Source organism: Streptomyces olindensis, from assembly GCF_040645895.1.
In the GTDB taxonomy this organism is placed as follows: Bacteria; Actinomycetota; Actinomycetes; order Streptomycetales; family Streptomycetaceae; genus Streptomyces; species Streptomyces olindensis.
Genome location: NZ_JBEYZD010000040.1, coordinates 1 through 12,953, shown reverse-complemented (window position 1 = coordinate 12,953; position 12,953 = coordinate 1). Strand labels below are relative to the sequence as shown.

Annotated in this window: 12 protein-coding genes and 2 pseudogenes; 9 read left to right on the top strand and 5 right to left on the bottom strand. The window is 72.1% G+C overall.

The window, feature by feature from the left end; all coding sequences use genetic code 11:
- The first annotated feature begins 222 nt into the window (after nt 1-222).
- Both ABZ948_RS24735 and ABZ948_RS24730 read left to right on the top strand, forming a co-directional pair.
- Nucleotides 223-1,563 carry an NsdA family TPR-like regulatory protein gene (locus tag ABZ948_RS24735; protein WP_359762953.1) on the top strand — a complete coding sequence of 447 codons (1,341 nt, stop codon included), beginning with the start codon at nt 223-225 and terminating at the stop codon, nt 1,561-1,563.
- A 106-nt stretch (nt 1,564-1,669) separates the two neighbouring features.
- Nucleotides 1,670-2,215, top strand: coding sequence for an NUDIX hydrolase (locus tag ABZ948_RS24730; protein ID WP_031114688.1), 546 nt, complete (start codon nt 1,670-1,672; stop codon nt 2,213-2,215).
- Between the two features lies 1 nt (nt 2,216).
- Here ABZ948_RS24730 and ABZ948_RS24725 read toward each other — a convergent pair whose 3' ends face one another.
- Both ABZ948_RS24725 and ABZ948_RS24720 read right to left on the bottom strand, forming a co-directional pair.
- Nucleotides 2,217-2,474, bottom strand: a complete 258-nt coding sequence (locus ABZ948_RS24725) for a hypothetical protein (RefSeq protein WP_037760511.1) — start codon at nt 2,472-2,474, stop codon at nt 2,217-2,219.
- A 209-nt stretch (nt 2,475-2,683) separates the two neighbouring features.
- Nucleotides 2,684-3,559, bottom strand: coding sequence for a 3-hydroxybutyryl-CoA dehydrogenase (locus tag ABZ948_RS24720; protein WP_359762950.1), 876 nt, complete (start codon nt 3,557-3,559; stop codon nt 2,684-2,686).
- A gap of 181 nt (nt 3,560-3,740) precedes the next feature.
- Between ABZ948_RS24720 and ABZ948_RS24715 the strand changes: the two genes are divergently transcribed.
- Nucleotides 3,741-4,970: a glycoside hydrolase family 10-like protein gene (locus tag ABZ948_RS24715; protein ID WP_359762948.1), complete on the top strand. Its 1,230-nt coding sequence runs from the start codon at nt 3,741-3,743 to the stop codon at nt 4,968-4,970.
- Nucleotide 4,971: 1 nt separating this feature from the next.
- Here ABZ948_RS24715 and ABZ948_RS24710 read toward each other — a convergent pair whose 3' ends face one another.
- Together ABZ948_RS24710 and ABZ948_RS24705 are read right to left on the bottom strand one after the other, a co-directional pair.
- The gene (locus ABZ948_RS24710; protein ID WP_010045242.1) at nt 4,972-5,172 is read right to left on the bottom strand and encodes a DUF1918 domain-containing protein; all 201 of its coding nucleotides are present in this window, start codon (nt 5,170-5,172) and stop codon (nt 4,972-4,974) included.
- A gap of 92 nt (nt 5,173-5,264) precedes the next feature.
- Nucleotides 5,265-6,185: a DMT family transporter gene (locus ABZ948_RS24705; protein WP_359762945.1), complete on the bottom strand. Its 921-nt coding sequence runs from the start codon at nt 6,183-6,185 to the stop codon at nt 5,265-5,267.
- Between ABZ948_RS24705 and ABZ948_RS24700 the strand changes: the two genes are divergently transcribed.
- The 3 genes from ABZ948_RS24700 (at nt 6,184) to ABZ948_RS24690 (ending at nt 8,768) form a co-directional block, all read left to right on the top strand.
- Nucleotides 6,184-7,620, top strand: coding sequence for an aminotransferase-like domain-containing protein (locus ABZ948_RS24700; RefSeq protein ID WP_359762943.1), 1,437 nt, complete (start codon nt 6,184-6,186; stop codon nt 7,618-7,620). The genes ABZ948_RS24705 and ABZ948_RS24700 overlap by 2 nt on opposite strands.
- Nucleotides 7,621-7,660: 40 nt before the next feature.
- Nucleotides 7,661-8,101, top strand: a complete 441-nt coding sequence (locus ABZ948_RS24695) for a GNAT family N-acetyltransferase (protein ID WP_359762941.1) — start codon at nt 7,661-7,663, stop codon at nt 8,099-8,101.
- 73 nt (nt 8,102-8,174) lie between these two features.
- Nucleotides 8,175-8,768, top strand: a complete 594-nt coding sequence (locus ABZ948_RS24690) for a histidine phosphatase family protein (protein WP_359762939.1) — start codon at nt 8,175-8,177, stop codon at nt 8,766-8,768.
- 413 nt (nt 8,769-9,181) lie between these two features.
- Here the strand turns inward: ABZ948_RS24690 and ABZ948_RS24685 are convergent, their stop codons facing one another.
- Nucleotides 9,182-9,622: a DUF6314 family protein gene (locus ABZ948_RS24685; protein WP_359762937.1), complete on the bottom strand. Its 441-nt coding sequence runs from the start codon at nt 9,620-9,622 to the stop codon at nt 9,182-9,184.
- A 137-nt stretch (nt 9,623-9,759) separates the two neighbouring features.
- On the opposite strand from ABZ948_RS24685, the gene ABZ948_RS24680 reads away from it, so the two are divergent.
- The 3 genes and pseudogenes from ABZ948_RS24680 to ABZ948_RS24670 all read left to right on the top strand — a co-directional run.
- Nucleotides 9,760-12,243 (top strand): alpha-L-arabinofuranosidase family protein, encoded by a 2,484-nt coding sequence (locus tag ABZ948_RS24680; RefSeq protein WP_359762935.1) that lies wholly within the window; start codon nt 9,760-9,762, stop codon nt 12,241-12,243.
- A gap of 68 nt (nt 12,244-12,311) precedes the next feature.
- Nucleotides 12,312-12,680 (top strand): annotated as a pseudogene (locus ABZ948_RS24675) (YfhO family protein); the annotation flags it as partial.
- Nucleotides 12,680-12,787 (top strand): annotated as a pseudogene (locus ABZ948_RS24670) (GtrA family protein); the annotation flags it as partial. The pseudogenes ABZ948_RS24675 and ABZ948_RS24670, both read left to right, overlap by 1 nt.
- Between the last annotated feature and the right edge of the window lie 166 nt (nt 12,788-12,953).

Genomic DNA, 12,953 nt, shown 5'->3' with positions numbered 1-12,953 from the left:
ACGGAGTGTCGGGCAGGCAGCCGGGCGGACGGCGGTAGCGGGCCGCCGCACTGTACGAGGGGGAGCCGGCGGCCCGGCCGGCCTCTTGCGAGGCATTTCAGTCAACCGGTCGGCGACGCAGAGCGACAGCGCGCACACCGTGCGGATTCGAGCACTCCGTTCACACCCCGTGTGAAGGCGGAACCACTACGCTGACCGCACCGAGCCACCCGGGGGGCCCACATGCAGCCCAACACTCTGCTCGACGCGATCCTGGACGAGGCGGGGATCTCGCACGCGGGGCTGGCCGCACACGTCAACCAGGCGGGACGGGCGCGAGGCCTGTCCCTGCGGTACGAACACACCGCCGTAGCCCGGTGGTTGAAGGGGCAGCGCCCCCGGGGCCAGGTGCCCGACCTCATCTGCGAGGTGCTCGCGGCCCGGCTGCGGCGGCAGGTCACCCTCGACGACATCGGCCTCGGCGTGCCCGGCGAGCCGGCCGCCCCGCACACCGGCTCGCTCTCCGGATTCGTCGAGCGGGCCACCGCCCTGTGGCGCTCCGACCAGCAGCAGCGCCCGCACATCCTGGGCGCGCCCGCCCTCACCGGAACACCCGCCGTCATGCCCGTGTGGGAGTGGGAGAACCCGCCCGAGGACGTCGACGTCTCCCGCGGCGGCAGACACCGCGTCACCCCCGGCGACCTGGAGATGCTGCGGGCCGCCCGGACGCACTACGAGCAGATGTACCGCAAGGCCGGGGGCATCGCGACGCGCGCCCGGATCGTCGGCTTCCTCAACGCCGAGGCCGCCCCGCTGCTGCGCGGCAGCTACACCGACGAGACCGGCCGCCAACTGCACCGGGCCACCGGCGGGTTGGTGGCCGTGGCCGGCATCTGCGCGTACGACTCCGACGCGCACGGCCTCGCCCAGCGCTACTTCCACCAGGCGCTGCGGCTCGCCAAGGCCAGCGGTGACCGGGGGCTCGGGGCGTACATCATCGCCCTGCTGGTCAACCAGTCGCTGTTCATGCGGGAGTACCGGCAGGCCGTGGCCTTCGCGGAGGCCGCGCTGCGGGCCGCCGGCCGGCACATCACCCCGGCGCTCGCCTCCGACCTCTACGCGATGCAGGCCAAGGCGTACGCGCACCTCGGCGACGGCAGCAGTGCCCTGTCCTGCATCCGCCGGGCCGAGCAGGCCGCCGAGCGGATCCGGCGCGGCTACGAGCCCGACGAGACCGGCTATGTCCAGCCGGGCCTGGTCAACGTCCAGGTGGCGGAGGCGCTGCTCAGCCTCGGCGAGATCGCGGCCGCCGGGGAACACGCCGCGGCCGCGGTCGACAACCCGGCGCACGACCGGGGCAGAGTGCACCGGCTGGCCATGCTCAGCACCATCGAGCTGCGGCAGGGCAACGCCGACAAGGCCGTGGCCATCGCCGTGCAGATGGCCGAACAGGCCCGTGGCATGGAGTCCCAGCGACTGCGCGACCGGCTGCGCGCGGTGCGCGAGCATCTGGTGCGCAGCGGGTGCGCGGGCACGGCCGAGGCCGCCGAACTCATCGACGGAGCACTGCGCGTACCGTTGTAGACCAGGGCGGCGGCGTCCGCCTGATCCCGAGCCGCCTCCTGTGCGCCTGCTGTCACCACGTCCCTGCTGCGATATTGCCCCTTACTCGACGGAAGGTGGCAGAACCGTGCAGTGGACGAAACACAACGAACAAAGTGTGTACTCAAACCGCTGGTTCAGCGTCAATCTCGCGGATGTCGAACTGCCGGACGGCCGGCACCTCGACCACTTCCTCATCCGGCTGCGGCCCGTCGCCGTGGCCACGGTGGTGAACGAGGCCAACGAGGTGCTGCTGCTCTGGCGGCACCGCTTCATCACGGACAGCTGGGGGTGGGAACTCGCGGCGGGAGTGGTCGAGGACGGCGAGGACATCGCCCGCGCGGCCGCCAGGGAACTGGAGGAGGAGACCGGCTGGCGGCCGGGACCCCTGCACCACCTCATGAGCGTGGAGCCGTCCAACGGGCTCACCGACGCCCGGCACCACGTGTACTGGGCCGACGAGGGCGAGTACGTCGGACACCCCGTGGACGACTTCGAGTCGGACCGCCGGGAATGGGTTCCGCTCAAGCTCGTCCCCGACATGGTCGCCCGCGGCGAGGTCCCGGCCGCCAACATGGCGGCCGCGTTACTTCTGCTGCACCATCTCAGGCTCGGTCAGGACACCTTGCCCTGAACTAGCGTCCCAGCGCCTGCCAGATCGCGACGACGAGGGCACCCACGGCGGTGAGGGCGGCGACCGCGGGCAGCGGCCAGCGCGCGTGTTCCAGCGTGTGGATCCGGGTGTTGAGCTCCTCGATCTCCTTGGCGGTCTCCTCGGTGCGGTGGCTGAGCAGTGCCAGGCCGCCCTCGACGCGGGCGTACGCCACATCGAGGCGGCGTCGTAACTCTGCGAGTTCTCCATGAACGACGGGATGCTCGGGATCGGCGGTCACGATTCCGCTCCTTTCCGTAGTCGTTTCACATCCCTTGCATGCGCATGAGGAGTCAACTCGCCTGGTGGGCGCCTGGGGAGAGTGTGCGGAGGGCATATGCGAGCCCGCCGCGCACACGGTGTGTGAATGCCGCGGGCCCGGCACCCGATCCGGTGCCGGGCCCGCCGGTTGGCCGAAATCTGACCGACTGTAACCGGCCTGTGGGGCGGTCAGCCGTACGTGTAGAAGCCCGAGCCCGTCTTGCGGCCCAGACGGCCCGCGTCGACCATGCGCTGGAGCAGCGGGGGAGCGGCGTACAGGGGCTCCTTGTACTCCTCGTACATCGACTGCGCGACCGAGGCGACCGTGTCCAGGCCGATCAGGTCGGACAGCTTCAGCGGGCCCATCGGGTGGGCGCAGCCCATCTCCATGCCGTTGTCGATGTCCTCGCGGCTGGCGATGCCCGTCTCGAACATGCGGATCGCGGACAGCAGGTACGGGATCAGCAGCGCGTTGACCACGAAGCCGGAGCGGTCCTGGGCGCGGATCGCGTGCTTGCCCAGCAGCTTCTCCGTGAACACCTGGGCGCGGCTGATCGTGCCCTCGGACGTGGTGAGCGCCGGGATCAGCTCGACGAGCTTCTGCACCGGGGCCGGGTTGAAGAAGTGGATGCCGATGACCTGGTCCGGCCGCGCGGTCGCCACCGCCAGCTTCACCAGCGGGATCGAGGAGGTGTTGGAGGCCAGGATCGCGTCCGGTCGGGTCACGACCTGGTCCAGCACCTGGAAGATCTCGGTCTTGACCTGCTCGTTCTCGACGACGGCCTCGATCACCAGGTCACGGTCGGCGAACTCGCCGAGGTCCGTGGTGAAGCTCAGGCGGGCCTGCGTGGCCTCGAGCTCCTCCTCGGTGATCTTGCCGCGCTCGGCGGCCTTGGCCAGGGAGTTGTACAGCCGGGTGCGGCCGATCTCCAGGGCCTCGCCGGTGGTCTCGGCGACCATGACGTCCAGGCCGGCCCGGGCGCACACCTCGGCGATCCCCGCGCCCATCTGACCGCAGCCCACGACTCCGACGCGTGCAATGTCTCCCGCTGGGATGTCCGTCACATCGTCCCTTTCGCTGCTGATCCACGACCGGGCAGGTCCGCCGGATCCCGGTGCCTGCTCCGTTCGTGCACGTTACTCCCAAGTATCGATGATCGATCGCGGGGGTCGGGTCCGCGTCGGGCATGCTGGGCCCGGAGCGATCCGCGACCGGGCGGATCCGCGGCTTTTTTGGGGCATGCGGATGGGACGAGTGTCACGCAGGGCGTTCGCGGTGGCGGCGCTGTCGGCTTTCACGATGATGCCTCCGGCGTCGGCCGCGACCGGGCGCGGGGGCGGAGCACCGGTCTCGGAGATGCGGGGCGTCTGGCTCGCGACCGTGGCCAACCGGGACTGGCCCTCGAAGCCGGGGCTGACCGCCGCGCAGCAGCGCTCCGAACTCCTCACCCACCTCGACACGGCCGTGCGCAACCGGCTCAACACCGTGTTCTTCCAGGTCCGGCCCGCGGCGGACGCGCTGTGGCCCTCGCCGTACGAGCCGTGGTCGCAGTACCTCACCGGCACCCAGGGCAAGGACCCGGGCTGGGACCCGCTGGGCACGGCCGTCGAGGAGGCCCATGCCCGCGGCCTGCACCTGCACGCCTGGTTCAACCCGTACCGGGTCGCCGCCCACACCGACCCGACCCGGCTCGCCGCCTCGCACCCCGCCCGGAAGAACCCGGAGTGGGTGGTGGCGTACGGCGGGAAGCTCTACTACAACCCGGGGCTGCCCGAGGTCCGGGCCTTCGTGCAGGACGCGATGCTCGACGCGGTCGCGAAGTACCCCGTCGACGGCGTCCACTTCGACGACTACTTCTACCCCTACCCCGTGGCGGGCCAGAGCTTCGACGACGACGCCGCCCACGACGAGTACGGCTCCGGCTTCCCGGACCGGGCCGCCTGGCGGCGGGACAACATCGACCGGCTGGTGCGGGAGACGGCGGCCCGCGTCAAGGAGGTCCGGCCGGGCGCCCGCTTCGGCATCAGCCCCTTCGGCGTGTGGCGCAACGCCGCGACCGACCCGCTCGGCTCGGACACCCGGGCGGGCGTGCAGACCTACGACGACCTGCACGCGGACACCCGCAGGTGGGTGCGCGAGAGCTGGATCGACTACATCGTCCCGCAGCTGTACTGGAACATCGGGTTCGCCGCCGCCGACTACGCGAAACTCGTGCCCTGGTGGGCGGAGGTCGCGCGCGGCACCTCGACGCAGCTCTACGTGGGGGAGGCGCTGTACAAGGCCGGAGACCCCGCGCAGCCCGCGGCCTGGCAGGACCCGGCCGAGCTGTCCCGGCACCTGACGCTCGCCAAGGAGCACGCGCAGGTGCGCGGGCACGTCTTCTTCGCCGCCAGGGACCTGGCGACCGATCGGATCGGGGCGATGGCGAGGGCGGTCGCCGACCACTACGGGCAACCGGCGAACCCCCCGCGCTGAGTCACGGCCCGGTGGTGGTCTCCCGGTGGCGGATCTCGGTGTCGGGGCCCGGCGAGCACACGCCCTCGTGCCCGTCCTCGAACCGGACGCGGTACGGGGGGTTGCCCTCCTGGCCGAGCACCTCGACGATCTCGCCGACCTTGTCGTGCTGACCGACCACCCTGCCGTGCTGGACGAGCTGGTCGCCCACGGTTGCGCGCATCTGGGGCCTCCTCACAAGGAGCGGAGCAGCGGTCCGTGGCCTTGAGTCTACGGCCGGGGACGCGGGTCGGCAGGGGCCGTACACCGCCCTGCTCAGCCGCGCGCCCGTTGTGTGACGGCGATGCAGACGAGCACCGCCGCCGCCGTCAGCGGGGCGGCCACCGTCAGGTGCTCGCCCAGCAGCAGCACCGACCACACCAGTGTGAGCAGGGGCTGAGCGAGCTGCAACTGGCTGGCCTTCGGGATGCCGATGGCCGCCATGCCCCGGTACCAGACGACCAGTCCGAGGAACTGCGAGCCCGCGGCGACCCAGAGCAGCCCGCTGACGCTGTGCGCGGTGAGCTGCACGGGTTCCTGCGCCAGGGCGAACGCGGCGACGGGCACGGTCAGCGGCAGGCACAGCGTCAGCGCCCAGCCGATGACGTGCCAGCCCGGCATGACCCGGGCCAGCCGGCCGCCCTCGGTGTAGCCGGCCGCGCACACCAGCAGTGCCGCGAAGAGGTACAGGTCGGCCGTGGTCAGCGCACCGCCGCTCTGCTGCACGGTGAAGGCCAGCACCGCCGCCGCGCCCGCGAGGGCCGCGATCCAGAAGGTCCGCGAGGGCCGGGTGCCGACCCGCAGGGCGGAGAAGAGCGCGGTGGTCAACGGGAGCAGGCCGACCACGACGGCGGCGTGCGCGGTGGTCGAGGTCTCCAGCGCGAGCGTGGTCAGCAGCGGGAAGCCGAGGACGACACCGGCGGCGACGACCGCGAGGCCCGGCCAATGGCGGCGGGCGGGCACCGGCACGCGCAGCACGAGCAGGGCACCGCCCGCGATCACCGCGGCCAGGACGCTGCGCACGGCGACCAGCGACCAGGGCCCGAAGCCCTCCAGCCCCCAGGCGGTGGCCGGGAACGTGAGGGAGAAGGCGACGACGCCGAGCGCGGCCTGGAGGGTGCCGAAGCCGGAACCGTCCCGGCCCGGGGTGGCGACTGCTATCGGGGGTGCGGTAGTAGCGCTACTCTGTGCTCTCATGCAAGAGCGTAGCAGCGTGAGTGACCTGGCGGAACGTCTGCGGCGGGAGCTGGACCGCTACTCGCCGGGTGGAAAGCTGCCGTCGAGCCGGGCCCTCGTCGAGCGGTACCGGGTGAGCCCGGTGACGGTGTCACGGGCCCTCGCGCAGCTCGCCGCCGAGGGGCTGGTCGTCACCCGGCCCGGCGCGGGCGCCTTCCGCGCCCGGCCCCGGACGGCACCGGCCCCCGCCGGGGACACCTCCTGGCAGGAGGTCGCGCTCAGCGCGGACGGCGCCGCGGACCTAGTACCGCGCTCGGTGGACGCCTCCGGGGTGCTGGTGTCCCTGGCCGCCCCGCCGCCCGGAGTCATCGAGTTCAACGGCGGCTATCTGCACCCCTCGTTGCAGCCGGAGCGGGCCATGGCCGCGGCCCTCTCGCGCGCCGGCCGCCGTCCCGGAGCCTGGGGGCGCCCGCCCATGGAGGGGCTGCCCGAGCTGCGCGAATGGTTCGCGCGGAGCATCGGCGGCTCCGTCACGGCCGCCGAGGTGCTGGTCACCGCGGGCGGACAGTCCGCGCTCACCACCGCCCTGCGCGCCCTCGCCCCGCCCGGCGCCCCCGTCCTGGTCGAGTCGCCGACCTACCCCGGCATGCTCGCCATCGCCCGGGCGGCGGGCCTGCGCCCGGTGCCCGTCCCGGTGGACGCCGACGGCGTGCGGCCGGAGCTGCTCGCCGACGCGTTCCGGGCCACCGGCGCCCCGGCCTTCGTCTGCCAGCCGCTCTTCCAGAACCCCACCGGTGCCGTGCTCGCGCCCGAGCGGCGCGCCGAGGTGCTGCGCATCGCCCGCCGGGCGGGGGCGTTCGTCATCGAGGACGACTTCGTACGGCGGCTCGTGCACGAGGACGCGGGGCCGCTGCCGCGCCCGCTGGCCGCCGACGACCCCGACGGCGTCGTCGTCCACGTCTCCTCGCTGACCAAGGCGACCTCGCCGAGCTTCCGGGTCAGCGCGCTGGCCGCGCGCGGCCCGGTGCTGGAGCGGCTGCGCGCCATCCAGGTCGTCGACACCTTCTTCGTGCCGCGGCCGCTTCAGGAGGCCGCGCTCGAACTCGTCGGCTCCCCGGCCTGGCCGCGCCACCTGCGGGCCGTCTCCGCGGAGTTGAAGGCACGCCGCGACGCGATGACCGCCGCGCTCGCGCTGCACCTGCCCGACCTGGCGCTGCCGCACATCCCGTCCGGCGGCTACCACCTGTGGCCGCGCCTGCCCGAGGGCACGGACGAGACGGCCCTGGTGGCGGCCGCGCTGCGCGCCGGCGTCGCGATCACCCCCGGCCGCCCCTACTTCAGCGCCGAGCCGCCGGCCGCCCACATCCGGCTGAGCTTCGCGGCGGTCGCGGGCACCGGGGAGATCACGGAGGGGGTGCGGCGGCTGCGGACGGCCTGCGACGAGGTGCGGCGATAACCGCTCGACGCGTCTCCGGACGGCCTGCGAGCATCGGCCCATGAGCGCCGCGCCGAGCCTGCCCGAGGGCTACGAGATCTCCACCGACCCCGCCCGCGTCGACGCCGAGCGCGTCCACCACTGGCTGTCCACCGACGCGTACTGGGCGCTGGGCCGCCCCCGCGAGAAGCAGGACCGGGCGATCGCGGGCTCGCTCAACTTCGGCGTCTACGACGCGGTGTCGGGGGAGCAGGTGGCGTACGCCCGCGTCATCACGGACCGGGCGACCTTCGGGTGGCTGTGCGACGTGTACGTCGACCCGTCGGTGCGCGGCAAGGGCGTCGGCGGCGCGCTCGTGGCGGCCGTACGGGAGGAGCTGCGGGAGTACGGCGTGCGGCGCGTCCTGCTCGCCACGCACGATGCCCACGGGGTCTACGCGAAACACGGATTCGCGGCGCTGGAGCGGCCCGAGGACTGGATGGCGCTCGTCTTCGGCCCGTGAGGGCCGGTGCACCCTGGGTAACTCCCTGGTAACACCTCTTGACCTGCACACTTGCGGGACGCACGATCCCCGCATGCCACTGAGGGTCACGTTCGTCGCCGCCGCACGCAGCGCACCGCTGCTCGCCGAGCGTTTCGAGGACGACCGGCCGCTGGACCAGGCCGGCTGGGGCGAGGTGGAGCACGTCGCCCACGAGCTGCTGCCGCTCGCCGCCGCCGAGCTGCGCTACTGCTCGCCGGCCCCGCGCAGCCGGGCGACGGGGGAGGGGCTCGGGTACGCGCCGCTGGTGCAGCTCGGCCTGCGCGACTGTGACATGGGCCGGTGGCGCGGGCTGACCCTGGGCGAGGCGATGGCCCGGGAGCCCGCGGCCGTGGACGCCTGGCTCGCCGACCCGCGGGCCACACCGCACGGCGGTGAGTCGCTGGTCGACTTCATCACCCGCGTCGGCGGCTGGCTCGACACCCGGCCCGTGGAGGACGGCTGCCGGGTGGTGGCGGTGGCCGAGCCGTCCGTGATCCGCGCCGCGCTCGTGTACGCCCTGAAGGCACCGCCCTCGACGTACTGGAACATCGACGTCCGCCCGCTGTCGACGACCACGGTGACGGGCCGCGAGGGACGCTGGAACTTGCGCTTCGACGGCGGGTCGACGCAGCCTTCGCGGACCTAGCGCGTCCGCCGGCCTGCGCGCCGGCAGGGTGTGCGTTGGCCTGCGCGCCGGCTGTGCGTCCGCGGCTTGCCCGCCGGCTGGGTGCGCGTTGGCTTGCCCGCCGGCTGGGTGTGCGTTGGCCTGCGCGTCGGCTGTGTGTGGGTTGCCTGCGCGTCGGCGGTGCGTCCGTCCGCTTGCCGGCCGGCAGTGCGTGCGTGGGCCTGAGCGCTGGCAGTGCGTGCGTGGGCCTGAGCGCCGGCAGTGCGTGCGTGGGCCTGAGCGCCGGCAGTGCGTGCGTCGGTTTGCCCGTCGGCAGCGCGTCCGTCGGCCTGGCCGCCCGCTGTGCGTGCGTCGGCCCGCCCCGCCGGCCGTGCGGGCGTCGGCCTGCCCGCCCGCTGTGCGTCCGCTCGGCTCTCGTGCCGTAGTGCGTCAACTCAGCCCTCGCGGGCGTAGTCGGTGCGCAGGACGAGGTCCTTCGCGGGGCCGCGGACCCGCCAGACCGTCCGCCAGTGGTCCCCGTCGCGGACGGTGAACTCGCCGCGGTAGAGGTCCGCCGCGCAGGGGTGGTCGGCGACATGCCGGCCGGACGACAGGTCCAGGTCGTGGAACGGCCGTCCGTCCGCGAACCGCACCTTAGCCGTGCCGCCCGGGCCCGGCAGGAACCGCAGCGTCCGCTCGGCGGGCCGGGCGACGCCCTGCCACACGAAGGTGCCCGACTCGTGGTGCAGCAGCCCGCCGGTCTCCTGCGCCTCGAAGAGGGTGCTCCCGGTGAACTCGCCCTCCGCGCCGCTCGCGAGATCCCGCACCGACCGGGTCACGCGCCAGCGCCCGGCCAGATACGCCAGCACGTCCGGCACTGGCCTGAACTCGCCCATTCCGTACCGCTCTCCGTCTCAACCGGTGCTGCGCGACCCATTGACGCGCACCTGCCCCCTCCCTATCTTGCCGTTCGAAGTGCTGATCAATGTCTGATATTTCGAACACTCCTCTACCAGAGAGCCGCGGAGTATCCATGCCACGCACCGCCCGCACCCGATGGAGAATCGGTCTCACGGCCACCGCACTCCTGACGGCGGCAGCCCTCGTACCGGCCCCCGCGCACGCCGAGGACGTCACCGACTACGCGATCACCGTCGACCCGGCCGCCCAGGGCGCGAAGATCGACGACACGATGTACGGCGTCTTCTTCGAGGACATCAACCGGGCCGCCGACGGCGGTCTGTACGCCGAGCTCGTGCAGAACCGCTCCTTCGAGTACTCCACCGCCGACAACGGCTCCTACACGCCCCTGACCTCCTGGGCGGTCGGCGGCACGGCCCAGGTCGTGAACGACTCGGGCCGGCTCAACGAGCGCAACCGCAACTACCTCTCCCTGAGCGCCGGTTCGTCCGTCACCAACGCCGGCTACAACACCGGCATCCGGGTCGAGCAGGGCAAGAGGTACGACTTCTCCGTCTGGGCCCGCGCCGAGGGCGGCAGCACGCTCACCGTCTCGCTGAAGGACGCCGCGGGCAGCCTGGCGGCCGCCCGCCAGGTCGCCGTGAAGGGCGGCTGGGCCAAGTACAAGGCCACCTTCACCGCGACCCGCACCAGCAACCGCGGCCGGCTCGCCGTCGCCACGACGAACGCCGCCGCCCTCGACGAGGTGTCGCTGTTCCCGCGCGACACCTACAAGAACCAGCCGAACGGCCTGCGCAAGGACCTCGCCGAGAAGATCGCCGCCCTGAAGCCGGGCTTCGTGCGCTTCCCCGGCGGCTGCCTGGTCAACACCGGCTCCATGGAGGACTACAGCGAGGCCAGCGGCTGGCAGCGCAAGCGCAGCTACCAGTGGAAGGACACCATAGGCCCGGTCGAGGAGCGCGCCACCAACGCCAACTTCTGGGGCTACAACCAGAGCTACGGCCTCGGCTACTACGAGTACTTCCGCTTCTCCGAGGACATCGGCGCCATGCCGCTGCCCGTCGTCCCCGCCCTGGTGACCGGCTGCGGGCAGAACAAGGCCACCGACGACGAGGCGCTGCTCAAGCGGCACATCCAGGACACCCTCGACCTCATCGAGTTCGCCAACGGACCGGCGACCTCCACGTGGGGCAAGGTCCGCGCGAAGATGGGCCACCCCAAGCCGTTCCACCTGACCCACATCGGGGTCGGCAACGAGGAGAACCTGCCCCGCGAGTTCTTCGCCCGCTTCGAGAAGTTCCGGGCCGCCATCAAGGCGAAGTACCCGGACATCACCGTCATCTCCAACTCGGGCCCGGACGACGCCGGCGCGACCTTCGACACCGCCTGGCAGCTCAACCGCGAGGGCAAGGTCGACATGGTCGACGAGCACTACTACAACAGCCCGAACTGGTTCCTGCAGCACAATGACCGCTACGACTCCTACGACCGCAAGGGCCCCAAGGTCTTCCTCGGCGAGTACGCCTCCCAGGGCAACGCCTGGAAGAACGGCCTGGCCGAGGCCGCCTTCATGACCGGCCTGGAGCGCAACGCGGACGTCGTCAAGCTGACCTCCTACGCCCCGCTGCTCGCCAACGAGGACTACGTCCAGTGGCGGCCGGACATGATCTGGTTCAACAACCGGGCCTCCTGGAACTCGGCCAACTACGAGGTCCAGAAGCTGTTCATGACCAACGTCGGCGACCGCGTGGTCCCCTCGAAGGCCACCACCACGCCGAACGTCAGCGGCCCCATCACCGGCGCCGTCGGCCTGTCGACGTGGGCGACCAGCGCCGCGTACGACGACGTGAAGGTCACCTCGGCGGACGGCTCGACCCTGCTGAGCGACGACTTCTCGGGTGACGCCTCGAAGTGGACGGGCAGCGGCCGGGGCAGCTGGAGCATCCAGGACGGGCAGTACGTCCAGACCGACACCGCCGCCGAGAACACCATGGTCACGGCGGGCGACCCGGCCTGGAAGGACTACGACCTGCATGTGAAGGCCACCAAGAAGTCCGGCAAGGAGGGCTTCCTCGTCGCCTTCGGCGTCAAGGACACCGGCAACTACTACTGGTGGAACCTGGGCGGCTGGAACAACACCCAGTCCGCGATCGAGCAGGCCGTGGACGGCGGCAAGGGCACGCTGCTGACGAAGGCCGGGTCGATCGAGACGGGCCGTGCCTACGACATCGACATCAAGGTCCGCGGCCGCCAGGTGACCCTGTTCCTCGACGGCAAGGAGTGGGGCAGCTTCACCGACGACAAGCCGGCCGAGCCGTTCCGCCAGGTCGTCACCAAGGACGCGAAGACCGGCGACCTGATCGTCAAGGTCGTCAACGCCCAGGCGGCCGTGGCCCGCACGGCGATCGATCTCGGCACCGCCAGGGTCGCCGGCACGGCCCGGGTGACCACCCTCGCCGCCGACGCGGACGCCGTGAACACCGAGACGGACACACCGGTCACCCCGGTGACGTCCACCTTCCCGGGGGTCGCCGAGAAGTTCACGTACACCTTCCCGGCGAACTCGGTGACCTTCCTGCGGATCAAGCAGCGGTGAGCTGAGAGAAGGGTCCAGAACGGCGTCGGCCGGGTCCTCATGTGAGGATCCGGCCGACACCGTTCCAGGTGTGGGACCTGCTGCACGGACGGGCCGACGGCGGTCTCCTCGTCAACTGGTAGTCCGGGTTCGGTGCCGGCTTCCTGCCCGACCTCGGCACGTACCTCAGCAGCCCGTTCGCCCTGTTCGTGGCGGTGTTCCCGCGGGACGAGACCGACCTCGCGGTGTATGTGATCTCCCTGCTGAAGGCCGCCTGCGCGGGCGCCGCCATGGCGTGGCTGCTGCTCGCCCTGCGCCCCGGCCGCTGGTGGGCGGCGGGACTGCTGGGCGCGTCGTACGCCTTCTGCGGCTGGACCGTGGCGGACGCCTTGTACAACCCCATGTGGCTGGACGGCCTCGTCGCCCTGCCGCTGCTGTGCCTGGTCGGCGAATGGGCGTGATCGTCGACGTCCTGCACGCCGGGAACCGATTCGCTCCGCTGCTGGCCTCCGCGGCGGCGATCCCGGTGACCTTCGCCGTCTCGCGGGTGATCATGCTGCTGTGACGAAGGAGATGGAACCAGCGGGCGGGTGTGCGGCCTGTCAGTGGTGCGGGGCGGCGATGGCGGCGAGGTGGGTGCCGGGGCGGACGGAGAGGCCGTTCATGTTGTAGATGATCTTTCCGGTGGCGTTGGCGGTGATCTTGTGTTCGGTGCCGTCGACCGGGTCGAT

Coding starts and splice junctions, on each gene's coding strand:
- ABZ948_RS24735 (WP_359762953.1), top strand. CDS start 223: ATGCAGCCCAACACTCTGCTCGACGCGATCCTGGACGAGGCGGGGATC.
- ABZ948_RS24715 (WP_359762948.1), top strand. CDS start 3,741: ATGGGACGAGTGTCACGCAGGGCGTTCGCGGTGGCGGCGCTGTCGGCT.
- ABZ948_RS24710 (WP_010045242.1), bottom strand. CDS start 5,172: ATGCGCGCAACCGTGGGCGACCAGCTCGTCCAGCACGGCAGGGTGGTC.
- ABZ948_RS24700 (WP_359762943.1), top strand. CDS start 6,184: ATGCAAGAGCGTAGCAGCGTGAGTGACCTGGCGGAACGTCTGCGGCGG.
- ABZ948_RS24705 (WP_359762945.1), bottom strand. CDS start 6,185: ATGAGAGCACAGAGTAGCGCTACTACCGCACCCCCGATAGCAGTCGCC.
- ABZ948_RS24695 (WP_359762941.1), top strand. CDS start 7,661: ATGAGCGCCGCGCCGAGCCTGCCCGAGGGCTACGAGATCTCCACCGAC.
- ABZ948_RS24690 (WP_359762939.1), top strand. CDS start 8,175: ATGCCACTGAGGGTCACGTTCGTCGCCGCCGCACGCAGCGCACCGCTG.
- ABZ948_RS24685 (WP_359762937.1), bottom strand. CDS start 9,622: ATGGGCGAGTTCAGGCCAGTGCCGGACGTGCTGGCGTATCTGGCCGGG.
- ABZ948_RS24680 (WP_359762935.1), top strand. CDS start 9,760: ATGCCACGCACCGCCCGCACCCGATGGAGAATCGGTCTCACGGCCACC.